A 25,438-nucleotide genomic window follows, 5' to 3' on the forward strand; every position below is an offset into this window, starting at 1 on the left:
CGACCGGCGCCGGGCCCTGCAACCGGGCCGATGCTTGGCACCATTACGCGCGGCGGCGCCGGAGCCGCGCGTTCAGGAGTCCCTGGCACGCTCCAGGAATGTGCGGTTGAGGCAGTAGTCGGGCGCCTCTTCCGCGCCGGCGGCATGTTCGTCCAGCCAGTCCATGCAGCTGCCCACGGCCCGGCAGCGGCTGCAGGTCAGCACCATGGTGCGGATCGCCGTCTCGGGGATGCGCCCTTCAACTGCGGCCTGAACCACATCGGCGCCCACCGTCTCGGCCATGCGCATCGAAAGCCCGGCGTGACGGTCGAGAATTGACATCAGTGACATGGCAAACCCTCCATTGCATTTGCAATGAAACCCGAAATCGGGCCGGATTTGCTTGATCCATGTCAAATGGCGTGGCGATTGCGCTTGGGGCGCACGGCGCACCGGCGCAGGCCGTCTTCGGCCCGGTTTATCGGCTCCCAGGCCCGTGCACGGCTTTCCGCGCGGCGACGTGGGCCGCGACGAGCTCCTCGTAAAGGCGCGCAAGGCGGCTTGTAAGGGGCCCGGCGCCCTCGCCCTTGCCGATCGGCTTGCCGTCAATGGCGGCAACGGGGGTGATGCCGCCGAAACTGCCGGTCAGAAAAGCCTCTTCGGCGCCGTAGGTCTCGTAGAGCGAGAAGTTCTTCTGGAACACGGGAATGCCGTTTTTCCGCGCCAGTTCGATCACCTTGGCGCGGGTGATGCCGTTCATGCAGTAGTCGCCGGTCGAGGTCCACAGTTCGCCCCGCCGGACGATGAAGAAGTTGCAGGCGTTGGTGGTGTTCACGAAACCGTGCGGGTCAAGCATCAGCGCCTCGTCGGCGCCCGCGGCCTCGGCCTGCAGGCAGGCGATGACGCAGTTGAGCTTGGAGTGGCTGTTGAGCTTGGGATCCTGCGAATTCGGCAACCCTCGCACTTGGGGCACCGTCGCCAGCCGCACCCCGCGCGCCTTGACCGCCGCCGAGGGGCGCGAGTGCTCGACGATCGCCACGATGGTCGGCCCCCAGCGCGAGAGCGAGGGGTGCTGAAAGGGCTTGGCCTTGCGCCCCCTCGTGATCATCAGCCGTGCGTGGGCGTCGGTGACCATGCCGTTGGCCGCGGCTGTCTCGTCGAGGATCGCGCGAAGTTCCTCGCGGGTCTTGCCGATGTCGATGGAGACCGCACGGCAGGCGTCAAAGAGCCGGTCCATGTGCTCGTCGAAGAACACCCAGACGCCATCATGCAGCCGCATCCCCTCCCACATGCCGTCGCCCAGCATGAAGCCGGAATCATAGACCGACACCACGGCCTTATCCTTGGGCACGAGGCGGCCGTTGACGTGAATGAGGATATGGTCGTTGCGCGGGTCGTGCTCCGCGTCATGGGTGGTGGGGCGGTGGGTGTCGGTCATGGCGTCTCCTCTCGCACGGCGCCATCTGGCCGCCTGCGCCCCCGGTTGGCAAGGGGGCGCGGCGCATGGGCCCGCCCGGGCCGGCCCGGGCCATGTGACGCGACGTTTGCCCGCGCGGCATCGATCCCGCGCTTTTTCCCTGGCCGAAGTGGGCTAAGCTGCCAGCAGCCTGTTCAGGATGTCGCGATGAAGGTCAGATTCTCGGTCAATGGCGCCGTGCGCGAGGTGGAGACCGCCCCGGACATGCCACTTCTGTGGATCCTGCGGGATCATCTCGGGCTCACGGGCACCAAGTATGGCTGCGGTGTCGCCGCCTGCGGGGCCTGCACCGTGCATCTTGATGGCGCGGCGGTGCGCTCCTGCCAGGTCACGGCGGACGCACTCGAGGGGGCGGAGGTCGTCACCATCGAAGGGCTCGGCACGCCCGAGGCGCCGCATCCGGTCCAGGCGGCATGGATCGCGGCGCAGGTGGCGCAATGCGGCTATTGCCAGTCGGGGCAGATCATGCAGGCCGCCGCGCTGCTGGCCGAAAATCCCGCCCCGAGCGATGCCGAGATCGACGCCGCGCTCGCCGGCAATCTCTGCCGCTGCGGCACCTATCCGCGCATCCGCGCCGCAGTGCGCAGGGCGGCGCAGGCCATGCGGGAGGGCTGAACGATGGGAACGCTGCGCCGGCTGACCCGCCGCTCCGTCCTCATCGGCTCGCTCGCCGTCGGTGGCGGCGTCGCCTTCGGAAGCTGGGCGGTAAGCAGGCCTGCCGAAAATCCGCTCGAGGAGTTCGCCGGTGCGGATGGGGCCGCCTTCAACCCGTGGGTTCTGGTGACGCCCGACGAGATTCGGCTCATCACCCCGCACGCGGATTTCGGGCAGGGGGCGGCGCAGATGCAGGCGATGCTGATCGCCGAAGAGATGGATCTCGAGCCGGGCCAGTTCAGCATCGATTTCGGGCAGCCAGCGAAGGCCTACTGGAATACCGCGCTGGCCGAGGAGGGCGTGCCGTTCATGTCCACCGACGAGAGCCTTCCGGCGGAGGCGATGCGCGCGCTGATGGGCGCGGCGGCCAAGCTGATGGGGCTGCAGATCACCGGCGGCTCGACGGCCGTACCCGACAGTTTCGACAAGCTTCGCCGCGCCGGGGCCGTGGCGCGCGAGACGCTCAAGCGGGCCGCGGCGGCACGCCACGGCGTGCACCCGGACGATCTGCGCACCGGCGCGGGCGCGGTCATCCTGCCCGACGGCGCGCGCGTGCCCTACACCGCGCTTGCCGCCGATGCGGCGAAGATCACGCCGGTGACGGATGTCCCCCTGCGCCCGCCCGCGCAGTGGCGGCTGATCGGAAAGCCGCAGCCCCGTCTCGACATGGTCGCCAAATGCACCGGAACCCAGCGCTACGGGATCGACGTGAGCCTGCCCGGCATGATCCATGCGGCGGTGCGCATGAACCCGCGCAAGGGCGGGGCGCTGAAGGGCTTCGACCCCGCGCCGGCCCTGGCCATGCCGGGCGTGTCGGATGTCATCGAGCTGCCGGGCGGCATTGCCGCGCTCGCCACCGACACCTGGACGGCGATGCGCGCGGCGGAGGCGGTGATCTGCGAATGGGGCGCGGCGCCCTATCCGCCCGAGCAGGCGGGCCATTGGGAGGTGCTGGCGGGCTCCTTCACCGAAGACCGCCTGGACCGGGTCTGGCGCGATGAGGGCGAGGTGGAGGCGGCGCTTGCGGATGGCGCGGTGATTTCGGCCGAGTACCGTTCGCCTTACGTCGCGCACGCCCCGCTCGAGCCCCTGAACGCGACCGTCCTCGTGACGGAAGAGGCCGTGGAGGTGTGGACCGGGCACCAGATTCCGCGGATGCTGCAGCGGCACGTGGCGGCGATCACCGGGCACGGGCCCGAACAGGTGATCCTGCACAACCAGTTCATCGGCGGCAGTTTCGGGCACCGGCTCGAATTCGAATTCGTGCGCCAGGCGGCGATGATTGCGGCGCGCAAACCGGGCACGCCGATCAAGCTCACCTATTCGCGCGAGGAGGATTTCGCCCAGGACTTTCCGCGCCACATCGCCATGGGGCGGGGGAGGGGTGTGGTGCGCGAGGGACGCGTGGAGGCGCTCGACCTCGCCATCGCCGCGCCTTCGGTGACCGCCTCGCAGATGGGGCGGGCCGGCCTTGCGGTGCCCGGCCCCGACGCGCAGATCGTCGCCGGAGCCTGGAACAACCCGTATGACATTCCCAACTTCCGTGTGCGCGGCTATCGCGCGCCCGAGCTTGCGCCGGTTTCCTCCTGGCGGTCCGTGGGCGCGGCCGGGGCGGGCTTCTTCTTCGACTGCTTTCTTGACGAGCTCATCCACGCCGCCGGTGCCGACCCGATGGCCGAGCGCATCCGCCTGATGCGGCCCGGCCCGGCCCGGAAGGTGCTCGAGGCGGTGGCCCAGCTGTCGAACTGGGGAGAGAGCCTCTCACCCGGGGTTGGCCGCGGCGTGGCCTTCGTGGAGAGTTTCGGCGTGCCGGTGGCCGAGGTCGTCGAGGTCAAGGATACCCCCGACGGCATCCGCATCAGTCGCGTCTGGGTGGCGGCCGATGTAGGCCGCGTGGTTGATCCCGGCAATATCGAGAACCTCATCCAGGGCGGGGTTGTCTTCGGCCTCGGCCACGCCATGAACGCGGAGATCACCTATTCCGACGGCATGGCCGAGCAGCGGAACTACCACGATCATGAAGCCATGCGGCTGAACCAGTGCCCGGAGATCTTCGTGCGCGTGCTCGAGGGGCAGGGCAGGGTCCGCGGCATCGGCGAGCCGCCGGTGCCCCCGGCCGCGCCTGCGCTGGCCAATGCCATCTTCGCGGCCACGGGCAAGCGCATCCGCGAATTGCCGCTGGGCCGGCACGTGACGTTCGTCTGACCGGGGAGACGCCGACCATGACCCGATCCCGCCGCCGCCTTCAGGCCGCCGCTGTGCTGATGTTCCTGGCCGCCGCGCTGCATCTGCCCCTCATCGTGCTCGCCTTCGAGCGCCTTGGCGTGCCGGCCGCTCTTTGGGGGCTTGTGCTTCTGGCCCTCGGCTGGGCGCTGATGGGCGGGCGCCGCCTCGTTGCCTGGGTCTCCTTCCTGACGCTTCTTGGCGCCATCGTCGTGGCAGCCGCGTGGGCCGGGGGCGGCAGCGGGCTCATTGCGAGCCTTGCAAGGGCGGTCCTCGTGCTCGAGGGGCTGGCGCTGGCGGTGCTCTTCGTCACGCTTTGGCGCGATCCCCCGCCGCGCGCCCGCCGCAGGGGCTGACGCGCGCGGCGGGCCGGCGGCGGGGCGCCGCAGTACGGCGCGTCAGGCGGCGTCCGCCACCTCGGGCGTCTTGGCGCCGGTCATGAACGCCACCGCATCGGACATGGTGTAGTCCTTGGGGTCGATGGTGCAGAGCCGCCGGCCGAGACGATGGATGTGGATCCGGTCGGCCACTTCGAAGACATGCGGCATGTTGTGGCTGATCAGCACGATGGCAATGCCCCGCGCGCGCACGTCCTTGATCAGCTCCAGCACCCGTCGGCTTTCCTTCACCCCGAGCGCCGCCGTCGGTTCGTCCATGATGATGAACTTGGTGGCGAAGGCGGCCGCGCGGGCCACGGCCACGCCCTGGCGCTGGCCGCCCGAGAGCGTCTCGACGGGCTGGCGGATCGATTGCACGGTCATCAGCCCGAGCTCGTTGAGCTTCTCGCGCGCGAACCGCTCCATCGCCGGTTTGTCCAGCATGCGCAGCCACTTACCCAGAAAGCCGGGACGACGGAGCTCGCGGCCGGTGAACATGTTGTCGGCGATCGAGAGCGCGGGCGAGAGCGCCAGCGTCTGATAGACGATCTCGATGCCCATCTCGCGCGCCTCGATCGGCGAGGAGAAATGCACCGGTTTGCCCTCGATCAGGATCTCGCCCTCGTCGGGCTGCAGCGCTCCGCAGATCGCCTTGACGATCGAGGACTTGCCCGCGCCGTTGTCGCCGATGACGGCGAGGATCTCGCCGTGGCGCAGTTCGAAGTCGGAGTGGTCGATGGCGACCACGTGGCCGAAGCGCTTCACAAGGCCCCGGGCCTGAACGAGGGGGACGTCTTTCGTGCTCATGCCGAAACCCTCCGGATCCACTGGTCGATGGCGACCGCGATGATGATGAGCCAGCCGATGGCGAAGACCTGCCAGAGCACATCCACGCCGGCGATCCTGAGGCCCGACTGGAACACGCCCACGATCAAGGCCCCGAAGAGCGCTCCGAGAATCGAGCCGCGCCCGCCGAAAAGCGAGATGCCGCCAATGACCACGGCCGTGATCGACTGCAGGTTCCCTTCATAGAAAGACTGCGGCGAGATCGAGCCGACCCGGCCGATCGCGGCCCAGCCGGCCAGGGCACAGAGGAACCCCGCGAGGGTATAGACCGACAGCAGCACGCGTTCGGTGCGGATGCCCGAAAGCTCCGCCGCCTCCGGATCGTCGCCCACGGCATAGACATGCCGGCCCCATGCGGTGTGGTTGAGCATGTACCACAGCGCCAGGAACATAAGCACCATCAGGATCACGCCGAAGGTGATCTTGGCGCCCCCGAGCTGGATCGACTCGCCGAAGAACTTCAAGAGCGGTGCCTTCTCGTCGATGTCCTGGCTGCGGATCGACTGCGCGCCGGAAAGCCAGAGGTTGAGCGCGAAGAACACGTTCCAGGTGCCGAGCGTGGTGATGAAGGGCGGCAGCTTGACGCGGGTGATGAGCACGCCGTTCAGGAGCCCCGCCGCAGCCCCGCCGGCAAAACCGGCAACGATGGCGATGGGCGTCGGCACGCCCATGTTGACCGCGAGATTGCCCATGACGACCGACATCAGCACCATGATCGCCGCCACCGAAAGATCGATGCCGGCGGTAAGGATGATCAGGCTCTGGGCCGCGGCCAGCATGCCGATGATCGACACCTGCTGCATGATGAGGCTGAGGTTGAAGGGCGAGAAGAACCTCTCGCCGGCGATGATGCCGAAGGCGACGAGGCTCAGCGCCAGCACGATCACCGGCACAAGCGTGGGGTTGTTGTGCAAGACGTGCTGGATATGGTCGAGAAGCGTGCGGCGCCGTGGCTGAAATTCGGCAACCGCGCTCGCGGCTCCGGCGAGGCCTGCCTCGGCCTCGGTGGCGCCGGGGGAGCGATCGGCGACGTCGTTCATGCGGCTCTCCTTTACCGGCAAGGTTGGCCGGGAGGTCGGACCGGGTCAAGGACGCGGTGTCGGGATGGATTTTCCGGCGCGCGGGGCGCCCCGCCGGGCGCCCCGCTGCCGTGCTGCTGCCGGCCTGTCAGCCCCAGCAGAGCTTGAGGCCTTCCTCGCTCGAGATCGAGGGCACGCCCTCCACCGGCTGATCGGTCACGAGCGCCACGCCGGTGTCGAAGAAGTCCTTGCCCGGGGTGGGGGCGGGCTTGCTGCCGTCCTCGGCCCACCTGGCGATGGCTTCGACGCCCAGCGCGGCCATGCGCAGCGGGTACTGCTGGGCGGTGGCGTCGATGATGCCCTCGGCGACGTTGCGCACGCCCGGGCAGCCGCCGTCGACCGAGACGATGATCACGTCATCGGCGCTCTTGCCGGCGGCCTTGAGCGCCTCCCAGGCGCCGGCGGCGGCGGGCTCGTTGATGGTATAGACGACGTTGATGTTGGGGTCGATCTGCAGGAGGTTCTCCATCGCCTTGCGGCCGCCCTCTTCGTTGCCGTTGGTCACGTCGTGGCCGACGATGCGCGGATCGTCCTCGTCGCCGATGTCGGTCGGATCCTTGATGTCGATGCCGAAGCCGTGCAGGAAGCCACCGTCACGCAGATAGTCCACCGACACCTCCGAGGGGTTGAGATCAAGCAGCGCGATGCGCGCGTTTGCCGCCTCGTCGCCGAGCTTGGCGCGCGCCCACATGCCGATCAGCTCGCCGGCGCGGAAATTGTCGGTGGCGAAGGTGGCATCGGCCACGTCGGCGGGCTCGAAGGGCGTGTCGAGGGCGATGACCAGAAGCCCGTTCTCACGCGCCTCGGTGACCACCGGCGCCAGCGCGCGGCTGTCGGAGGGGGTGATGAGAATGCCCTTCGCGCCCGCGGCGATGCAGGATTCGACCGCGGCGACCTGGCTTTCGACGTCACCGTCGATCTTGCCGGCGAAGGTCATCAGCTCGATGCCGAGCTCCTGCGCCTTGGCGGTGGCGCCCTCCTTCATCTTGACGAAAAAGGGGTTGGTGTCGGTCTTGGTGATCAGGCAGGCCTTGGTTTCGGCCATGGCCATGGTCGCGGTTCCCGCGAGAACCAGCGCGGTGGTGGCGAGAAGTCCTTTCATTGCGTCCTCCCTTGAGTGATGCGCTTTGCTGTCCGCACACGGCGGGCAGCCTTCGGCCCGCCGTACCTGCCGCCTCCTCTGCTGCAGGTCACGCTGAAAAGGCCCGATTCGTGGCTCCCTGTCAATATTTAAATCAACTTGATTTATTTATTGAGCCTGCCATGTTTGCGGCAGGCGGAGGAGGCGCCTATGGTGCGGATCATGGATGGGGACGAAGGCAGGATACCCGCCGGCGGCGCGAACCAGAGTCGCATTCGCGACCATAACGAACGGCTGATCCTGTCCCTGCTGCTGCGCAAGGGCGCGCGGCCCGGCAGCGACATCGCCCGCCTGACCGGCCTGAGCCCGCAGACCGTCTCGATCATCCTGCGCGAGCTTGAGCGCGACGGGCTCGTCTCGCGGGGCGAGCCGGTGCGCGGCAAGGTCGGCAAGCCCTCGATCCCGATGCAACTCAATCCCGACGGGGTGATGTCGCTGGGGCTCAGGGTGGGGCGGCGCTCGGCGGATCTGCTGCTGCTCGACTTTCGCGGTCATGTGCGCTGGCAGATCCAGACGACCTACGCGGTCTCGCTGCCCAGAACGGTTTTCGCCTTCCTGCGTGACGGACTTGAGGCGATGCGCCGGGAGGTTCCGGCTGGCGGGCAGGCGAGGATCGCGGGAATCGGTGTAGGGATCCCCTTCGAGATGTGGCGCTGGAACCAGCTCTCCGGCGACAGCGCCCGCGAGTTCCGGTCCTGGAAGGACATCGACTTTCCTGCCGAGGTGCGGGCATTCACCGATCTGCCGGTGTTCATGGTCAACGACGCAACCGCCGCCGCCCACGCCGAGCATTTGTTCGGCCGCGGTGCCGAGTTCCGGGACTATGCCTACTTCTTCATCGGCTCCTTCACCGGGGGAGGGGTGGTGCTCAACGGCTCGGTCTACGAAGGAAACCGCGGCAATGCGGGGGCACTCGGCGCGTTGCGCACCACCGGCCCGCAGGGCGAGAGCCAGCAGCTCATCGATGTCGCCTCGCTGCACGTGCTCGAGCGGCGGCTGATCGAGGTTGGAATCGATCCGGCGATCCTCTGGCACAAGCCGCAGGACTGGAGCGCGATCACGCGGCATGTCGAGCCGTGGATCGGCCAGACGGCGCAGGAACTGGCCAAGGCGGCGCTGTCGGTATGCTCGGTGATCGACTTCGAGGCGGTGCTCATCGACGGAGCCTTTCCGGAGGACGTGCGCGAGGAGCTGGTGGCCCGGGTGCGGCGCTACATCGTGCATCAGGACATGCGCGGGCTTATCGCGCCACGCATCGAGGCGGGAGCGGTGGGCGAGAATGCGCGCGGGATCGGTGCGGCGGCTGCGCCGGTGCTGCGGCAGTTTCTGCTGGACACCAACGCGGCATTCGCCTTTCGCTGAGGCGCTGCCGGGCGCATGCCCAACCGGAATGGCGCGGGTGTCTCGAAGCGCTTCGGGCAGTTCGCGTCATGGGAAACCGTGGCGCAGGCCGTTCGTCACCAAGCCCGGCTCGAGCGTTTCTCCGGTCCGAGCGGCTGGAATTCCGGCGCCGCGGCCCGGTGGCAATCCGCGGCTCTGCGCCGGGGGCAGCTAAGCGCCCGGAAGCGCCCGCGCGCCAGTTGGCGATGTGGCGCATTCCTGCCCCTCCCGGTAGCCAGGCCGCGCGTTTCTCAGCCTGTCGCCCGCAACTCAGCGGCGCACGGCGTGGCCCCGACCCCGAAACGCCCCGCGGCGGCGGGCGGCTTTGCCGCCGTCCCGGCTTTTGCCGGCCGCCATGCCCCCGGGTCCGCCTTCCGGCGGCGTGCGCGCCGTCTCCGTTCAACGGCTTGCGTGGATGGCCTTTGGGGACGTTCCGTCTGTCGTTCAGACGAGCGAAGAAACCTCGCCGGATCATCGAGGGCCCGACTTGCGTTCTGCCAGGGGGGGGCGGCCCGCAGCGCCAGCCTTCATGCGGTCTTGATCGAAGCGGCACGTTCTTGCACCTCGCTGCGCCGGTGCGATGGTCCTGGCGGATTTTCCGGGCGGGGGGCAGGGCATCCGGGCGACACGTGACGGTGGTCTGTGCGAAGAGCAGTGCGCCGGGGCACCAGGCCTCGCCTTTCGTGCGCTTTCAGCGAGTCGCGGGATGCGGCACGTCCCTCGAGCCGGCGCCGCGGCAGGGCGATTGCAGAGGCGGGTGGACGCTTGCGGGGCGCGTGCAATGCATGAGCCGTCTCCATTCTGGACACATCGGTTGAGGCTGCGGCCTGGAGCCATCACGAATGGCTCCCGCGCGAGCTCGCGTCCAGACTGACGCCCGGAGATTGCGACAGGGTTAAGGCGCGCGGCGAAACCTGCGCGATTTTAGAAAAAGGCGGAGAAGGCGGAGACTGCGGCGGGCGTGGCGCCCGCCCCGGCCTGTCGCGGGGCGGGCGCGGTGCCGCATCAGCGGTTCATGCGGTTCTGGATGAGCTCCTCGACCACCGAAGGGTCGGCCAGCGTCGAGGTGTCGCCGAGGTTGGAGAAGTCGTTCTCGGCGATCTTGCGCAGGATGCGGCGCATGATCTTGCCCGAGCGCGTCTTGGGCAGCCCCGGCGCCCACTGGATGTAGTCCGGCGTGGCGATGGGCCCGATTTCCTTGCGCACCCACTGCCTGAGCTCCTCGCGCAGCTCGTCGGTGTATTCCTCGCCCGCCATGAGCGTGACGTAGCAGTAGATGCCCTGGCCCTTGACGGGGTGCGGGAAGCCCACCACCGCCGCCTCGGCAACCTTCGGATGGGCCACGAGCGCTGATTCGATCTCGGCGGTGCCCATGCGGTGGCCGGAGACGTTCAGCACGTCGTCCACGCGGCCGGTGATCCAGTAGTAGCCGTCGGCATCGCGCCGGCAGCCGTCACCGGAGAAGTAGTAGCCTTTGTACTGCGAGAAATAGGTCTCGACGAAGCGCTTGTGGTCGCCGAAGACGGTGCGCATCTGCCCCGGCCAGCTGTCCTTGATGCACAGCACGCCCTCGGCCTCGATGGAGGTGATCTCCTCACCCGTCTGCGGATCCAGCACCACCGGCTGGACGCCGAAGAAGGGTTTTGTCGCCGAGCCGGGCTTCGTCGGGATGGCGCCCGGCAGCGGGGTGATCATGTGCCCACCGGTTTCGGTCTGCCACCAGGTGTCGACAATCGGGCAGCGCTCCTTGCCGATATGCTTGTGATACCAGATCCAGGCCTCGGGGTTGATCGGCTCGCCCACCGTGCCCAGCACCTTCAGAGACGAGAGGTCATAAGGCTCGACATATTCCAGCCCCTTGCCCATCAGCGCGCGAATGGCGGTGGGCGCGGTGTAGAACTGGTTGACCTTGTGCTTGTCGATCACCGCCCAGAAGCGGCCGGCGTCGGGGTAGGTGGGCACGCCCTCGAACATCAGCGTCGTGGCGCCGTTCGCAAGCGGGCCATAGACGATGTAGCTGTGACCCGTCACCCAGCCGACATCGGCGGTGCACCAGAAGATGTCACCGTCGTGATAGTCGAAGGTGTACTCGTGGGTCATCGAGGCATAGACGAGATAGCCGCCCGTGGTGTGCAGCACGCCCTTCGGCTTGCCCGTGGAGCCCGAGGTGTAGAGGATGAAGAGCGGATCCTCCGCCCCCATCGGCTCCGGCGGGCACTCGGCCGAAGCCTCTGCCCTCAGCTTCGAATAGGAAAAGTCCTGCCCCTCGACCATCGGCACATCGGCGCCGGTGCGCTCGACGACGAGGCACTTCACATGATCGCCGTGATGCTTGCGCGCCTCGTCCGCGTTGGCCTTGAGCGGCGTGATGCGCCCGCCGCGCGGGGCCTCGTCGGCGGTGATGACGAGCTTGGCGCCGCAATCGTCGATGCGGCTGCCGAGCGCCTCGGGGCTGAAGCCGGCAAAGACCACCGAATGGATCGCGCCGATGCGCGCGCAGGCCAGCATCGCGTAGGCCGCCTCGGGGATCATCGGCAGGTAGATGACCACCCGGTCGCCCTTGCCGATGCCGAGCCCCTTGAGCACATTGGCGAACTTGCACACCTCTTCGTGCAGCTCGCGATAGGTGATGTGACGGGCCTCGGCGTTCGGGTCGTCAGGCTCCCAGATGATCGCGGTCTGATCGCCGCGCTTCTCGAGATGCCGGTCGATGCAGTTGGCCGCGGCGTTCAGCACCCCGTCCTCGAACCATTTGATCGAGACGTCGGGATAGGCGAAGGTGGTGTTCTTCACCTTGGTGTAGGGCTTGATCCAGTCGAGCCGTTTGCCATGCTCGCCCCAGAACGCCTCGGGGTCGGCGACAGAAGCGGCATACCATTCCTCGTATTTCTTCGCGTCCACCTTCGCCTGGGCCACGAACTCGGGCGAGGGGGGGTAGATTTCATCCATGTGCTCGATCATGTCGCAATGTCCTCCTGTCCCGGCGGCGCCGGCGTGACTGGGCAAGCCGGGCGCCGCGATGCGACTTCAGATGGCGAGGTATTCGGCGCGAAGCGCCTCGTTGTCCAGAACCTCCTGCGCGGACCCGTCGAACACCACGTTGCCGGTGTCGAGGATCACGGCGCGGTCGGCAAGCATCAAGGCGCGGATGGCGTTTTGCTCCACGATCACCGTGGTGATGCCCTGTTCCTTGATGACCTTCAGCGTGCGCTCGATCTCGTCCACGATCACCGGCGCAAGCCCCTCGTAGGGCTCGTCGAGCAGAAGCACCTTGATGTCGCGCGCCAGCGCCCGGGCAATCGCCAGCATCTGCTGCTCGCCGCCAGAGAGCGTCACGCCCTCCTGCTTGCGCCGCTCTCCGAGACGGGGGAACAGCTCGTAGATGCGCTCCAGCGACCAGCCGATGGGCGGGGCTATCTGCGCCAGCTGGATGTTCTCCTCGACCGTCAGGCCGGGAATGATGCGCCGGTCCTCGGGCACGAGCTGCAGTCCGGCCCGCGCAGCCTCATGGGCGGACATGCGGTGCAGCGGCTGGTGATCGAGCCAGATCTCGCCATGGGTCACCTGCGGGCTGCCAGTGCGGGCGATGGCGCGCAACGTGGAGGTCTTGCCTGCCCCGTTGCGCCCCAGAAGGGCGAGGATTTCGCCCTCGTGCACGTTGAAGCTCACGCCCTGCACGATGTAGCTCTCGCCGTAGTAGGCATGCACATCCCACACGCTGAGAAACGCCGGCGCGGTTTCGGCCATGTTGGCGTGCCTGGAGAAATCCGGCCGCTGGAACTTGCCCGAGCGGGTTTCCTCGATCATCGTCATCAGGCGGCCTCCCCAAGATAGGCTTCACGGACCTTCGGATGGCCCTTGATGTTTTCGGGCGTGTCCTCGACGAGCGGCGCGCCCTGCGCCAGAACGGTGATGCGCTGGGCGAGGCTGAACACCACATGCATGTCGTGCTCGATGATCACCATGGTGATGTCGCGCTTGGCGTGGATCTGGCGCAGGAGCTCGATGGTCCGGTTGGTGTCGGCCCGCGCCATGCCGGCAGTCGGCTCGTCGAGAAGCAGCAGGCGCGGCTCCTGCACCAGACACATGGCAAGCTCGAGCCGCCGCTTGTCGCCGCGGCTGAGCGCCGCGGCATGCATGTCGCGCCTCTCGAGCATGCCGACATCGGCCAGCGCCGCTTCGGCCTGCGCGACAATCTCCGCCTCGTTCTCCACCGTCTCGAAGGCGTGCATGCGGAAGACGCCATCGCGCTTGGCGAAGCAGGGGATCATGACGTTCTCGATGACGGTGAGATCGCCGAAGATCTCGGGTGTCTGGAACACCCGGGAAATCCCCATCTGGTTGATCTCATAGGGCTTGCGCCCCAAGAGCGACTGGCCATCGAACATCACCGAGCCCGTGTCGGGCACGAGCTTGCCGACGAGCACGTTGAGAAGCGTCGACTTGCCCGCCCCGTTTGGCCCGATGATGGCATGCACGCTGTGCTCGGCGACCGAGAGGTTGACATCGCGCAGCGCCTTCAGACCGCCGAAGCTCTTGGAGACGTTCTTGACTTCGAGAATGCCCATTGTCCGTCTCCTTCCTCACTCGGCCACATGCGGCGTGGGCTTGGGGTGATGCTCGGGGTCCGGCCCCGGCGGCGGCGCCTTGCGGCGGCGGAACAGCCCGAGGATGCGCTGGCCGCCCTCCACCAGCCCGCCGGGCAGGAAGATCACCACCAGCATGAACAGGATGCCGAGCGTCAGGTGCCAGCCCTTCCCGACGAAGGGATGGACGAGCGTGACCATGAAGTCTTCCAGGCCGTCGGGCAGGAAGGCGAACCAGCCGTGCAGCACGTTGTCGTTGATTTTCGAGAAGATGTTCTCGAAGTACTTGATGAAGCCCGCGCCGAGCACCGGGCCGATCAGCGTCCCGGCACCGCCGAGAATGGTCATCAGCACCACCTCGCCCGACGCCGTCCACTGCATCCGTTCGGCGCCCGCGAGCGGATCCATGCAGGCCAGAAGCCCGCCGGCAAGCCCGGCATAGGTGCCCGAGATCACGAAGGCCGCCAGCGTGTAGGGGCGCGCGTTGATGCCGGTGTAGTAAAGGCGCGTCTGGTTCGACTTCACCCCGCGCAGCATCAGCCCGAAGGGCGAGCGGAAGATGCGGATGGCGATGTAGAAGGCAATCAGCATCACCGCCGCGGCAAAGTAGTAGCCGCCGGAGAAGGTGAACACCCAGTCGCCCAGATGCAGGTCATAGCTGTCGCGCATCTCGATGCCGAAGAAGTTGGGCACCGGGATGCCGCCGTCGGGCGTGCGCTGCACGCCGAGGATGCGCGGGTCGTCGAGCGTGAGCTGCAGGCCGGTCTCGCCGTTCGTGAGGTTGAAGCGCGAGTTGGGGTTGCCCAGCACCGAATAGGCGAGGTTGTAGCACATCTGCGCGAAGGCGAGCGTCAGGATCGAGAAGTAGATGCCCGACCGGCGCAGCGAGACATAGCCGATGCCGAGCGCCAGGATCGCCGAGATCGCCATCGAAAACAGCACCGCCGGGATCACCTGCATGCCGATGAGCTTGAACATCCACACCGCGGCGTAGGAACCGACGCCGAGGAAGGCGGCGTGCCCGAAGCTGAGATAGCCCGTCAGCCCGAAGAGGATGTTGAAGCCGATGGCGAAGATCCCGTAGATGACGAAGCGCTGCATCAGGTCCGGGTATCCGGCGTTCAGCGTCGCCAGCCCCGAGCCCTCGGGGAAGGGGTTGAGGATGAACGGCGCCAAGAGCGTCAGCACCGCAACGATGATCAGAAGCGCCGTGTCCTGTCTGTTAAGTCCCAGCATGGGCCTCACTCCTCCATGACGCCCTTGCGGCCCATCAGCCCGCGCGGACGCGTGAGCAGGATGACGATGGCGACAATGTAGATGATGATCTGGTCGATCGAGGGCAGGATCTGCTTGACCGCGTCAAGCGAGGCATAGGCCTCGAGAATGCCGAGCAGGAAACCCGCAGCCACCGCGCCGGGCAGGCTGCCCATGCCGCCGACCACGACGACCACGAAGCTCAGCACCAGAAAATCCATGCCCATGTGGTAGTTGGGCGAGTTGATGGGGGCATACATCGCGCCCGCGAGCCCCGCCACGATGGCGGCGATGGCGAACATGACCGCGAAGCGGCGGTTGATGTCGATGCCCAGAAGCTGCACCGTCTCGCGGTCGGCCATGCCCGCGCGCACCACCATGCCGAAGGTGGTGAACTGCAAAAAGCCGAAGACGGCCGCGATCACCACCGCGGCGAAGAAGGTGTAGAACAGCCGCCAGACCGGATAGACGATGGCGTTTTCGGGAAAGCCGAGCAGCATGCCCACATCGGCGCCGCCGGCCATCGCTGGCGGGGCGGGGGTGGGAATGGGGTTGGCGCCGAAGAAATACTTGACGATCTCCTGCAGCACGATCGCAAGGCCGAAGGTCACGAGGATCTGGTCGGCGTGCGGCCGGCGGTAGAAGTAGCGGATCAGCCCGCGCTCCATCGCCAGACCCAGGAGGCCCATCACCGGGATCACCAGGAGGATCGACAGAGGCACCGACCAGTCGATGATCGCCTGTCCGGCCTCGGGGCCGAACCAGCCGATCACATAGGGCGTCTCGACCTTCAGCGGATTGCCGAGAAAGTCGGTCTGGGTCGGGTCAATGGTGATGTAGCTCAGCGACAGAAGGCGGTTGAAGACCACCGCGCAGAAGGCGCCCAGCATGAACAGCGCGCCGTGGGCGAAGTTCACCACCCCGAGCGTGCCGAAGATGATCGTCAGACCCAGCGCGATCAGCGCATAGGCCGAGCCCTTGTCGAGCCCGTTGAGGGTTTGCAGGATGATTGCGTCCATGGTCCCCACCCTTGCAGTGATCGGCAGAACCGAGCCGCGTGGCTGACATCCGCCGTCTGCGAGGCTGCCGCTTGCGGCGGCGAAAAGGGGCGGGCAGCCGACGTGACTGCCCGCCCGGTGTCACGTGCGTGTTACTCGCCCGGGTTGCAGGGGCCAAGCTCCCCTCCCGCGAACATCGGGTGATCGGGCTCGTACCACACCTGCTCGACCGGGGTCTTCTCCACGATCTCGAGGATGTCGTACTGGTTCTTCGGGTTTTCCTTGCCCTTCACCACGAGCACGTCCTTGAAGCACTGGTGATCGTCGGCACGGTAGAGCGTCGGGCCGTTGCCGAGCCCGTCGAACTCGAAGCCCTCCAGCGCCTCGATCACGGCGCAGGGGTGGAAGGAACCCGCGCGCGCCACGGCGTCGGCATAGAGGATGACCTGTGCATAGCAGGTCTGCGCCGAGTTCGACGGCGGCCGGCCGTACTTCTCGCCGAAGGACTTGACGAAGGCCTTGGTGCCCTCGTCCGAAAGCTGCCAGTTCCAGTTCATCGAGCCGTAGACGCCCTGCACGGCCGAGCCCGCACCTTCGGCCATCAGCTCCGAGTAGAGCGGCACGACGATCTCGAACTGCTTGCCGTTCACGATCTTGTCGCGCATGCCGAACTGCACGGCCTGGGTCAGCGAGTTGACCATGTTGCCGCCGTAGTGGTTGAGCACCAGCACGTCGGCGCCCGAGTTCAGAACCGGGGCGAGGTAGGACGAGAAGTCCGTGGCCGTCAGCGGCGTGCGCACGGTGGCCACCGTCTCCCAGCCGAGCGCCTCGGTCGCGGCCTTGATCGAGGCCTCCTGCGTCCAGCCCCAGTTGTAGTCGGCGGTCAGATGGTAGGCGCGGCGGTCGGTGCCATAGGCCTTGGCCAGCACCGGCGCGAGCGCGGCACCCGACATGTAGGCGTTGAAGAAGTGACGGAAGCCGTGGCGCCGCTTGTCCTTGCCGGTGGTGTCGTTGGCATGGGTCAGGCCGGCCATGAAGATCACGCCCGCCTCCTGGCAGAGCGCCTGCACGGCCACGGCAACGCCCGAGGACGAGCCGCCGTTGATCATGATGGCGCCGTCCTTCTCGATCATCGACTTCGCGGAGGCGCGGGCGGCGTCCGACTTGGTCTGGGTGTCGCCGGTGACGTAGGTCACCTTCTTGCCCAGAAGCCCGTTGCCCTGCAGCGCCTTGGAGCTGAAGGTGTTGAGCGCGCCGCCGTCGCCTTCGCCGTTGATGTGCTCCACCGCGAGCTGCTGGGCGCGCAGCTCGTCAAGCCCTTCCTCGGCATAGGGGCCGGTCTGGGGCACGTTGAAGCCGAAGACCACATTCGGCCCCTTGGGCTCGTTGGTGAAGGCCGCGGCGGACGAAGTGAAGATCGTCGGCAGCGCCAGGCCCGCGCCGGTGGCCGCACCGGTGCGCAGCACGCCGCGCCGGGTGAACTTGGAGTTGGACATTCGTTTTCCTCCCGAGTGAACATCCGTGGCGCCGGCTCCTCCAATGACGCCACGGTCCCTTTACAGGGTGCGAGAATTATTCTCGCGGATAGGAAAATGGCGCAAGAAGGTGCTTGAAAGAAACAATTTTTTTGTCAAGAAATGCACAAACAGGAGCGTTCGTTTGTAAATGCCTTTTCAGAATCACGAGCTGACGCAACGGAAGTCATTGGCGGCAAAGGAGTTTCGGCATGCATGGGGAGGCGCTGACCGGCAGCCGCATTCGCGCGCGGCGCAGTGACCTTGGCCTGCGCCAGGCAGAGCTTGCCCGGCGGGTCGGGATTTCGGCGTCCTATCTCAACCTCATTGAACACAATCGGCGCAGAATCGGCGGCAAGCTGCTGATCGACATCGCCGCGGCGCTCGGGGTCGAGCCCGCCGCGCTCACCGAGGCCGCCGGCCCGGCGCTGGTCGAGTCGCTGCTTGCGGCGGCTGATGCGGCGGCGCGGAGCGCGAGCCCTCCCGAAACCGCGGCCGAAACCGGCAGGGTGGAGGAATTCGCAGGACGCTTCCGGGGCTGGGCGGAGCTCATCGCCCATCAGGCGCGGCGGCTGGACGAGCTCGAACGCACCGTCGAGCTGCTCTCCGACCGGCTCAACCACGACCCGTTTCTGTCGACGGCGATGCACGACGTTCTCGACACCGCCTCGGCGCTGCGGGCAACGGCGCAGATTCTTGCCGAGACGCCCGATATCGAGCCGGAGTGGCGGGAGCGCTTCCAGCGCAATCTGGTCGAAGACAGCGCGCGCCTTGCCGAAGCGGCGCGCGGGCTTGCCGACTGGCTTGACCGCGCGGGCGGCACCTCGGGGCGCGCGGGCGCCTCGCCCCAGGACGAGCTTGGCGCCTGGCTGGAGGCGCGCGGCCATCATCTTCCCGAGATCGAGGGGGCGGCGGCCGACGAGGCCGGGGCGCTGGCCGAGGCGTTGCTTGACGGCTCGGAGCTGTCGCCATCGGCTCGGGCGCTCGCGCGCGCCCATCTCGAGCGGTACCGCCGCGATGCCGAGGCGCTTCCGTTGCCGCGCCTTGCTTCCTCGCTGGCCGAGATCGGACCTGACCTGCCGGCACTGACCGCCCGGCTTGAGGCTGATCCCGCCCTGGTCATGCGCCGTCTGGCCACACTGCCCGAGGACACGGAGGTTCCGGGCGGCCGACTCGGGCCGGTCGGGCTGGCGGTTGCCGATGCCTCTGGCACGCTCCTGCAGGCGCGCGCGGTCGAGGGCTTCACCCCGCCCCGGTTCGGGGCCGCCTGTCCGCTCTGGCCGCTGTTCGAGGCACTCAGCCGCCCGATGAGCCCGGTGCATGCGCGGCTCGAGTTTCCCGGCGCGCCGGGACCGCGCTTCGCGGTCTGGGCAATCAGCCAGCCCGTCGCGCCGCCGCGCCTCGATCTGCCGCCGCTGTTCGAAAGCACGATGCTGGTGCTGCCCGAGCGCGCCTCGCGCGAGGCCGGGGCCGGGTCCGAGGCCCTGCCATTGCGGCCGGTCGGCACGAGTTGCCGGATCTGTCCGCGCGAAGGCTGTCCGGCGCGCCGCGAGCCTTCACTGCTGGGGCCCGCCAGGGATGCGCCGCTTTGACGGGAGTTGACGCGCGCGCTAGCCTGCCCGCGCCCGGGATGCGGGAGGCCTTGGAGCGCGCGATGCCAACGCAAGCCACGGCGGCGCGGGCTGCGCGGGCGGGCACGGGCGAAAGGCACGGCAGCAGGGAGGAGACTGCCGATGGGCAGACGGGTTCTGTTGATCGAGGATGAGCCGAACATCATCCAGGCGGTCAGCTTCATCCTGTCACGCGACGGATGGGAGGTGCGGACGCATTCGGACGGCGCCACCGCGCTACGGGCGATCGCCGACAGCGCGCCTGACCTCGTCATTCTCGATGTGATGCTGCCGGGGCTTTCCGGTTTCGACATCCTGCGCGCGTTGCGCGCCGACCCGGCCAACGTTGGCTTGCCGGTGCTGATGCTCACGGCCCGCGGCCAGGAGCGCGACCGGGAGCTGGCCGAGCGGCTGGGAGTGACGCGTTTCATGACCAAGCCCTTCTCGAACGCCGAGGTGCTGGCAGCCGTCAGGGAGCTCGTCGGAGCATGAAACCGCCGCGCGCACCGTTGTTTCTCGAGCGGGGCAGCTACCGGCGGCGACGTCTCACCGATGCCGCGCGCGTCCTGCCGTTTCTGGGGGTTTTCCTGTTCCTGCTGCCGTTGATCTGGCGGGAGGGGAGCTCCACCGCGAAAGGGATGATCTATCTCTTCAGTGCCTGGGGCGTGCTCATCGCCCTTGCCTGGGCCATGTCACGCCCGCTGTCGCGCGTGCTCCAGCTGGAGGAGGGCCGCGGCGAGGCCTCTGCCGAGGACCCGGCGGCGCGGGATGCGGGGGAGGATGGCGCATGATCTCCTTCAACCTGCTCGTCGCTGTCTGCCTTGCCTACGTGATCCTGCTCTTCGGCGTGGCCTTCATTGCCCAGCGCCGGGCCGACGCGGGACGGCTCGGCTGGCTGCGCGCGCCGGTGATCTACACGCTGTCGCTGTCGATCTACTGCACCGCATGGACCTTCTACGGCGCCGTTGGTTATGCCGCGCGCTCCGGGCTCGAGTTCGTCACCATCTATCTCGGCCCCACGCTCGTGATGGTCGGCTGGTGGTGGATCGTGCGCAAGCTCGTGCGCATCGGCCGCAGCCAGCGCATCACCTCCATCGCCGACCTCATCTCCTCCCGCTATGGAAAATCCGCCGCGCTTGGCGGGGTGGTCACGCTGATGGCCGTGGTCGGCACCACGCCCTACATCGCGCTGCAGCTGCAGTCCGTCTCCGACAGCTTTGCCGTCTTCGCCGCCGACCGGCCGGGTGCGCTCAGCGATGTGAGCCTTGATACCACCGCGCTCTATGTCGCCATTGGGCTGGCCGCCTTCACCATCCTCTTCGGCACCCGCTCGCTCGACGTCAACGAACGTCACTATGGTATCGTCACCGCGATCGCGCTCGAGGCGGTGGTGAAGCTCGTGGCGCTTCTCGCGGTGGGCGTCTTCGTCGTCTGGGGCGTGGCCGGCGGGCCGGCCGAGATCATGGCGCGCATCGAGGCCTCGCCCGTCTCCGCCTGGCAGATCGAGGGCGGCCGCTGGGCGACGCTGATCTTTCTTGCCGCCGCGGCCTTCCTGACCCTGCCGCGGATGTTCCAGGTGATGGTCGTGGAAAATGTGGACGAGCGCCACGTCGCCACCGCCTCATGGGCCTTTCCGCTCTATCTGGCGGCGATGAGCCTTTTCGTGCTGCCCATCGCGGTGGTCGGCCTCGCCATGCCCGAGGCCGGCGGCAACCCCGACCTCTATGTGCTGACCATCCCGCTTGCGCTCGGGGAGGAAAACCTCGCCATGCTCTCCTTCCTCGGCGGTTTCTCCTCCGCCACTTCGATGGTGATTGTCGCGGCGATTGCGCTCTCCACCATGGTCTCCAACCACATCGTCATGCCGATCTGGCTGTGGCTGAGGGAGGGCGGGGCCTCGATGTCGGGCGATGTGCGGCAGGTGGTGCTGAGCGCGCGCCGCATCTCCATCGCCGCCGTTCTGGGCTTTGGCTATCTCTACTATCACTTCTCGGGCTCCGGCGCGGCGCTCGCGGCGATCGGGCTGATCTCCTTCACCGGCGTGGCGCAGGTGCTGCCGGCGCTGATCGGCGGGCTGTTCTGGCGCGGTGCCACGCGCAAGGGCGCGCTTGTGGGGCTCGTCGTGGGCTTTTCCGTCTGGGGCTGGACGATGTTCCTGCCGAGCTTCGGCGAGGGCGCGGTGCTCTCGGCGCGGGTGTTTGCCGAAGGCCCCTGGGGGCTTGGCTGGCTGCGTCCGCGCGCGCTCTTCGGGCTCGAGGGGCTCGATCCGCTGGTGCATGCGGTGCTGTGGTCGATGGCGCTCAACACAGCCGCCTTCGTCGCGGTGTCGCTGGCGAGCTTTCCCTCGCCGCTCGAGCGGCTGCAGGGCGCGCAGTTCGTCAACGTCTTCGAGCATTCGGCCTCCGCCCAGGGCTGGAGCCGCTCGGCGGCGCAGGCGGAGGATCTGATGATCATGGCCCAGCGCATCCTCGGTGCGGCCGAGGCGCAGGAGCTCTTCCAGTCCGTGGCGCGCGAGCAGGGAAAGGCGGGTTTTCTGCCCGATGTCACGCCCGCCTTCGTCGAGCGGCTCGAGCGCGAGCTTGCAGGCTCGGTGGGCGCGGCCACGGCGCATGCAATGGTGGCGCAGATCGTGGGCGGTGCGGCGGTCTCGGTGCAGGATCTGATGGCGGTCGCCGACGAGACGGCGCAGATGATGGAGTATTCCTCCCAGCTCGAAGCCAAATCGGCCGAGCTCGAGCGCACCGCCCGTCAGCTGCGCGAGGCCAACGCCAAGCTCACCCAGCTGTCGATTCAGAAGGATGCCTTCCTCAGCCAGATCAGCCACGAGCTGAGAACGCCGATGACCTCGATTCGCGCCTTTTCGGAAATCCTGATGGGTGGCGAGGATCTGAGCCCCGAGGAGGTGCGCCATTTCTCCTCCATCATCCACGAGGAGACGATCCGCCTCACCCGCCTTCTCGACGATCTTCTTGACCTCAGCGTGCTCGAGGCGGGGCGGGTGACGCTGAGCCGCCAGCGCTTCACCCTGCGCGAGGTGCTCGACAGGGCGGTGCTGGCCGGCACCGAGGGCGGGGCGAAGCGGCTCGCCATCCGGCGCGACCACGCCACCGAGGCGGTGGAGGTCGAAAGCGACCCCGACCGCCTGGCGCAGGTGTTCATCAACATCATCTCCAATGCACGGAAATACTGCGAAGCCGATGAGCCGGAGCTGCGCATCGAGGTTTCCTTGCGCGGCGGCGAGGTGGTGGTGGACTTCATCGACAATGGCCGCGGCATTGCCGAGGCCGATCAGGCGGTGATCTTCGAGAAGTTCTCCCGCCTGTCGGACAATGCGCGGGCGGGTGGCGCGGGGCTGGGGCTTGCCATCTGCCGCGAGATCATGGCCCGTCTCGGCGGCTCGGTGGCCTACCTGCCGGGGCAGGGCGGGGCCGCCTTCAGGGTGCGCCTCCCGCGCCTGCCGGTGGCGGAAGCGGCATGACGGCCTTGGGCGGGCGAGACGATCCGGCGGCAAGAAAGCCGTAACCTCTGGGTGGCAGGCTGCGCCCATGGAGGATGCAGGCGCGGCAACGCAAGCAGCCGGGGAGACGGCATCGGTCCTGCGGCGGAAGCTCCGCGCCGCGGGAGGGCAGGGCGCGACCCGTGCCAGGGCGGGAGGCATGAGCCTTCTGCGCGCGCTCGAACTTGCCTTTGCCCAGGCTGCGCTGCGCGAGTTCGGTATTGAACTTGCCGTCACCGGCCTTGGCAGCGCACGCCTGCTGCCCGAGGCGCTTGTCGAGCGCCTGCCATCGGCAGGACTGATCGCCATGCTCGAGGCGGCGGACGGCCGCCGAGGGCTGGTGGCGTTCTGCCCCCAGCTGCTTGCCGCGGTGGTCGAGGCGGCGACCGTGGGCGCGGTGCAGCCGGGCGAAGCACCCGAACGCCGTGCCACGACCACCGATGCGGCGATGGCGTCCGGTCTCGTGAACGGCGCCCTTCAGCTGACGGCCGTGCTCGGCGAGGGGCTCGCGGAGGCCTCGGAGTTCGCCGGCCTGTCCATGGGCGCGCTGAGGGCAGATGCGCGCAGCGCCAGCCTCTGCCTGCGCGAACGCGCCCACCACCTGCACGACCTGTCCCTCGACGCCGGCCGCGGAGCGCGCGCCGGCCGCATCGTTCTGGTGCTGCCGCCACCTGATCCGCCGGCCGAGGGGCGCCCCTGCGAGGAGCGGGACTGGCGCCCCGCCTTCGAGCGCGCGGTGTGCGACGGCACCGTGCGCCTCGAGGCGGTGCTGGCGCGCCTGTCGCTGCCGCTCGCCCGCGTCGAGGCGCTGACCGAGGGCGAGGTGCTGCCGCTCGACGGGGCCCGCCTCGATGCGGTGGAACTGGTCGGGGCCGATGGCGCGCCGGTCGCGGCGGTTCGGCTCGGCCGGGTCGGGGAGCGCAAGGCGGTGCGCCTGCTCCCCGCCGCGCCCGGCGACCCCGCCGGCGCCCGTGGCGGCTGGTCGGCCGCGGGCGCGTCGGCCCGGCTGCCCGGATCCGATAAGGGCGAGAGCGGGGCGTGAGCGCCCTCCCTCCCGGCGGCGCCGACGCGGCGGGAGCCGCTTCAGCCGTGTCGCAGGAACACGAAGCCGTTCGGGCCGAGCTCGATTGCCCCGCCATCGAGCCGCGCCGCCTGCGCCGGGCCGATCCGCTCCGACTCGCGCAGGGCGCGGGGGAGGGGCAGGCGGTGCGGCGCGGGTGAGAGGTTGAAGACCCCTGTCACCACGTCGTCCTGCGTCCTGCGGGTCAGGCCCAGAAGCGGATCGGGGAGATCGAGAAAGTCGAATCCGCCGCTGCGCAGGGCCGGGTGCCGGCGCCTGAAGGCCAGAATCTGCCGGTAGGCGTGGAGCACCGAGTTTGGATCGGCCTCCTGCACGTCGACCGCGCGCGCTGCCTGCGGCGGCTTGACGGGCAGCCAGGGCGTGGCATGGGAGAAGCCGGCATTCGGCGCCCGCGCCTCCCATGGCATCGGCGTGCGGCAACCGTCGCGGCCCTTGTTCTCGGGCCAGAACCGAAGGCCCACAGGGTCGGTCAGCTCGTCATAGGAAAGCTCGGTGTCGGCGAGCCCCAGCTCCTCGCCCTGGTAGATGCCGATCGTGCCGGGAAAGCTCGCCAGAAGCGCGATGGAAAGCTTCGCCAGCCGGTCCTGATCGGCCCCGTGCCGCGCCCAGCGGCCGACATGGCGGGCCACGTCGTGGTTGGAGAAGCTCCACGACGGCCAGCCGTCGGGGGCGGCGGCGAAGAAGCCCTCGATCGTTCGCCGGAAATGCGCAGGCGAGAAGTCATCGCCAAGCATCTCGAAGGAATAGGCCATGTGCAGCCGCGCGCGACCGGCCGTATAGGCGGCCATGAGTTCGAGCGCGCGCGTTTCGTCGCCAACCTCGCCCACCATCGCGCGCGCCCCGTAGCGGTCGGTCAGCGCGCGAAGCTCGCTCAGGAAGGCAAGGGTCTCCGGTCGTGACTTGTCGTAGAGATGATCCTGCATGGCATAGGGGTTGACCGGCGGCAGCCGCTCCTTGCACGGCAATGGAGGATTGTCCCGCAACTCCTTGTCATGAAAGTAGTAATTCACGGTATCGAGGCGAAATCCGTCGACTCCGCGCTCAAGCCAGAAGCGCACGGTGTCAAGGAGCGCGGCGCGCACGTCCGGGTTGTGAAAGTTCAGGTCCGGCTGCGCGGCGAGAAAATTGTGCAGATAGTACTGCCGCCGCATCGGCTCCCACTCCCAGGCGGGCCCGCCGAAGACCGACAACCAGTTGTTGGGCGCGCCGCCGTCGGGGCGCGGATCGGCCCAGACGTACCAGTCGGCCTTGGGGCCGGTGCGCGACTTGCGGCTTTCGGCGAACCAGGGGTGCTCGTCCGAGGAATGGGAGAGCACCTGATCGATGATCACCTTGAGCCCCAGCTCATGGGCGCGTGCCACGAGCGCGTCGAAATCGGCAAGCGTGCCAAAGACCGGGTCGATGTCGAGGTAGTCGGACACGTCATAGCCCATGTCCTTCATCGGCGAGCGGAACACCGGCGAGAGCCAGATCGCGTCCGCTCCGAGTCTTGAGACATGGACAAGCCGGCGCGTGATTCCGCGCAGATCGCCCACGCCGTCCCCGGAATCGTCCTGAAAGCTGCGCGGGTAGATCTGGTAGATCACCGCGCCGCGCCACCATTCGGCCATCGCCCGTCCCTCCCGATCGCGCGCCAGGTGGCGCTGCACCCATCTAGGACGCGCCGGCACCGCCGAACAAGGGCGCATGCGCCCGGCCCGGTGCCACGCATGGCATCATCATCCTGGCACAAATACCCCGGGG

21 protein-coding genes are annotated in these 25,438 nt (G+C 68.1%); 9 read left to right on the forward strand and 12 right to left on the reverse strand.

The window, feature by feature from the left end; all coding sequences use genetic code 11:
• Positions 1 to 72: 72 nt before the first annotated feature.
• On the reverse strand, positions 73 to 330 hold the full coding sequence (locus tag BLQ14_RS06520) for a DUF6455 family protein (protein ID WP_092499330.1): 258 nt from the start codon (positions 328 to 330) through the stop codon (positions 73 to 75).
• A gap of 127 nt (positions 331 to 457) precedes the next feature.
• Positions 458 to 1,417 carry an aminotransferase class IV gene (locus BLQ14_RS06525; RefSeq protein ID WP_092499332.1) on the reverse strand — a complete coding sequence of 320 codons (960 nt, stop codon included), beginning with the start codon at positions 1,415 to 1,417 and terminating at the stop codon, positions 458 to 460.
• A gap of 186 nt (positions 1,418 to 1,603) precedes the next feature.
• On the opposite strand from BLQ14_RS06525, the gene BLQ14_RS06530 reads away from it, so the two are divergent.
• The 3 genes from BLQ14_RS06530 to BLQ14_RS06540 are packed head-to-tail and all read left to right on the forward strand — an operon-like array spanning position 1,604 to position 4,689.
• On the forward strand, positions 1,604 to 2,071 hold the full coding sequence (locus BLQ14_RS06530; RefSeq protein WP_092499334.1) for a (2Fe-2S)-binding protein: 468 nt from the start codon (positions 1,604 to 1,606) through the stop codon (positions 2,069 to 2,071).
• 3 nt (positions 2,072 to 2,074) lie between these two features.
• Complete coding sequence (locus tag BLQ14_RS06535; protein WP_092499336.1) at positions 2,075 to 4,315, forward strand: xanthine dehydrogenase family protein molybdopterin-binding subunit; 2,241 nt, start codon at positions 2,075 to 2,077, stop codon at positions 4,313 to 4,315.
• Between the two features lie 17 nt (positions 4,316 to 4,332).
• Positions 4,333 to 4,689, forward strand: a complete 357-nt coding sequence (locus BLQ14_RS06540; protein WP_092499338.1) for a hypothetical protein — start codon at positions 4,333 to 4,335, stop codon at positions 4,687 to 4,689.
• Positions 4,690 to 4,731: 42 nt separating this feature from the next.
• Here the strand turns inward: BLQ14_RS06540 and BLQ14_RS06545 are convergent, their stop codons facing one another.
• The 3 genes from BLQ14_RS06545 to BLQ14_RS06555 form a co-directional block, all read right to left on the reverse strand.
• The gene (locus BLQ14_RS06545) at positions 4,732 to 5,517 is read right to left on the reverse strand and encodes an ATP-binding cassette domain-containing protein (RefSeq protein WP_092499340.1); all 786 of its coding nucleotides are present in this window, start codon (positions 5,515 to 5,517) and stop codon (positions 4,732 to 4,734) included.
• A complete protein-coding gene (locus tag BLQ14_RS06550; RefSeq protein WP_092499342.1) occupies positions 5,514 to 6,596 on the reverse strand; it encodes an ABC transporter permease in 1,083 nt (360 codons plus the stop codon). The genes BLQ14_RS06545 and BLQ14_RS06550 overlap by 4 nt, the downstream gene beginning before the upstream one ends.
• Before the next feature lie 127 nt (positions 6,597 to 6,723).
• Positions 6,724 to 7,737, reverse strand: a complete 1,014-nt coding sequence (locus BLQ14_RS06555; RefSeq protein WP_092499344.1) for a sugar ABC transporter substrate-binding protein — start codon at positions 7,735 to 7,737, stop codon at positions 6,724 to 6,726.
• Between the two features lie 201 nt (positions 7,738 to 7,938).
• Between BLQ14_RS06555 and BLQ14_RS06560 the strand changes: the two genes are divergently transcribed.
• Positions 7,939 to 9,138 carry an ROK family transcriptional regulator gene (locus tag BLQ14_RS06560; protein ID WP_092499512.1) on the forward strand — a complete coding sequence of 400 codons (1,200 nt, stop codon included), beginning with the start codon at positions 7,939 to 7,941 and terminating at the stop codon, positions 9,136 to 9,138.
• 1,023 nt (positions 9,139 to 10,161) lie between these two features.
• Here BLQ14_RS06560 and acs read toward each other — a convergent pair.
• The 6 genes from acs to BLQ14_RS06590 form a co-directional block, all read right to left on the reverse strand.
• Entirely contained in the window at positions 10,162 to 12,117 is a 1,956-nt protein-coding gene (gene acs, locus BLQ14_RS06565; RefSeq protein ID WP_176759530.1) for an acetate--CoA ligase, read from the reverse strand.
• Positions 12,118 to 12,183: 66 nt separating this feature from the next.
• Positions 12,184 to 12,963: an ABC transporter ATP-binding protein gene (locus tag BLQ14_RS06570; RefSeq protein WP_092499516.1), complete on the reverse strand. Its 780-nt coding sequence runs from the start codon at positions 12,961 to 12,963 to the stop codon at positions 12,184 to 12,186.
• A 5-nt stretch (positions 12,964 to 12,968) separates the two neighbouring features.
• On the reverse strand, positions 12,969 to 13,724 hold the full coding sequence (locus tag BLQ14_RS06575) for an ABC transporter ATP-binding protein (protein WP_092499346.1): 756 nt from the start codon (positions 13,722 to 13,724) through the stop codon (positions 12,969 to 12,971).
• A gap of 15 nt (positions 13,725 to 13,739) precedes the next feature.
• A complete protein-coding gene (locus BLQ14_RS06580) occupies positions 13,740 to 14,978 on the reverse strand; it encodes a branched-chain amino acid ABC transporter permease (protein WP_092499348.1) in 1,239 nt (412 codons plus the stop codon).
• A 5-nt stretch (positions 14,979 to 14,983) separates the two neighbouring features.
• The gene (locus BLQ14_RS06585) at positions 14,984 to 16,015 is read right to left on the reverse strand and encodes a branched-chain amino acid ABC transporter permease (RefSeq protein ID WP_092499350.1); all 1,032 of its coding nucleotides are present in this window, start codon (positions 16,013 to 16,015) and stop codon (positions 14,984 to 14,986) included.
• A 131-nt stretch (positions 16,016 to 16,146) separates the two neighbouring features.
• Complete coding sequence (locus BLQ14_RS06590; RefSeq protein ID WP_092499352.1) at positions 16,147 to 17,490, reverse strand: substrate-binding protein; 1,344 nt, start codon at positions 17,488 to 17,490, stop codon at positions 16,147 to 16,149.
• Between the two features lie 230 nt (positions 17,491 to 17,720).
• Here BLQ14_RS06590 and BLQ14_RS06595 point away from each other — a divergent pair, with 230 nt between their 5' ends.
• From BLQ14_RS06595 to BLQ14_RS06615, 5 genes are all read left to right on the forward strand, one after another.
• A complete protein-coding gene (locus BLQ14_RS06595; protein WP_092499354.1) occupies positions 17,721 to 19,100 on the forward strand; it encodes a helix-turn-helix domain-containing protein in 1,380 nt (459 codons plus the stop codon).
• Between the two features lie 141 nt (positions 19,101 to 19,241).
• Positions 19,242 to 19,610 (forward strand): response regulator transcription factor, encoded by a 369-nt coding sequence (locus tag BLQ14_RS06600; protein ID WP_092499356.1) that lies wholly within the window; start codon positions 19,242 to 19,244, stop codon positions 19,608 to 19,610.
• Positions 19,607 to 19,909 (forward strand): hypothetical protein, encoded by a 303-nt coding sequence (locus BLQ14_RS06605; protein ID WP_092499358.1) that lies wholly within the window; start codon positions 19,607 to 19,609, stop codon positions 19,907 to 19,909. Before BLQ14_RS06600 ends, BLQ14_RS06605 begins: the two co-directional genes overlap by 4 nt.
• Complete coding sequence (locus tag BLQ14_RS06610) at positions 19,906 to 22,596, forward strand: ATP-binding protein (RefSeq protein WP_092499360.1); 2,691 nt, start codon at positions 19,906 to 19,908, stop codon at positions 22,594 to 22,596. The genes BLQ14_RS06605 and BLQ14_RS06610 overlap by 4 nt, the downstream gene beginning before the upstream one ends.
• Before the next feature lie 178 nt (positions 22,597 to 22,774).
• The gene (locus BLQ14_RS06615) at positions 22,775 to 23,656 is read left to right on the forward strand and encodes a FliM/FliN family flagellar motor C-terminal domain-containing protein (protein WP_170068399.1); all 882 of its coding nucleotides are present in this window, start codon (positions 22,775 to 22,777) and stop codon (positions 23,654 to 23,656) included.
• 41 nt (positions 23,657 to 23,697) lie between these two features.
• On the opposite strand, the gene BLQ14_RS06620 is transcribed toward BLQ14_RS06615, so the two are convergent.
• Entirely contained in the window at positions 23,698 to 25,305 is a 1,608-nt protein-coding gene (locus BLQ14_RS06620) for an alpha-amylase family glycosyl hydrolase (RefSeq protein ID WP_092499364.1), read from the reverse strand.
• Positions 25,306 to 25,438 lie beyond the last annotated feature (133 nt).

Source organism: Meinhardsimonia xiamenensis, from assembly GCF_900102905.1.
Taxonomy (GTDB): domain Bacteria; phylum Pseudomonadota; class Alphaproteobacteria; order Rhodobacterales; family Rhodobacteraceae; genus Meinhardsimonia; species Meinhardsimonia xiamenensis.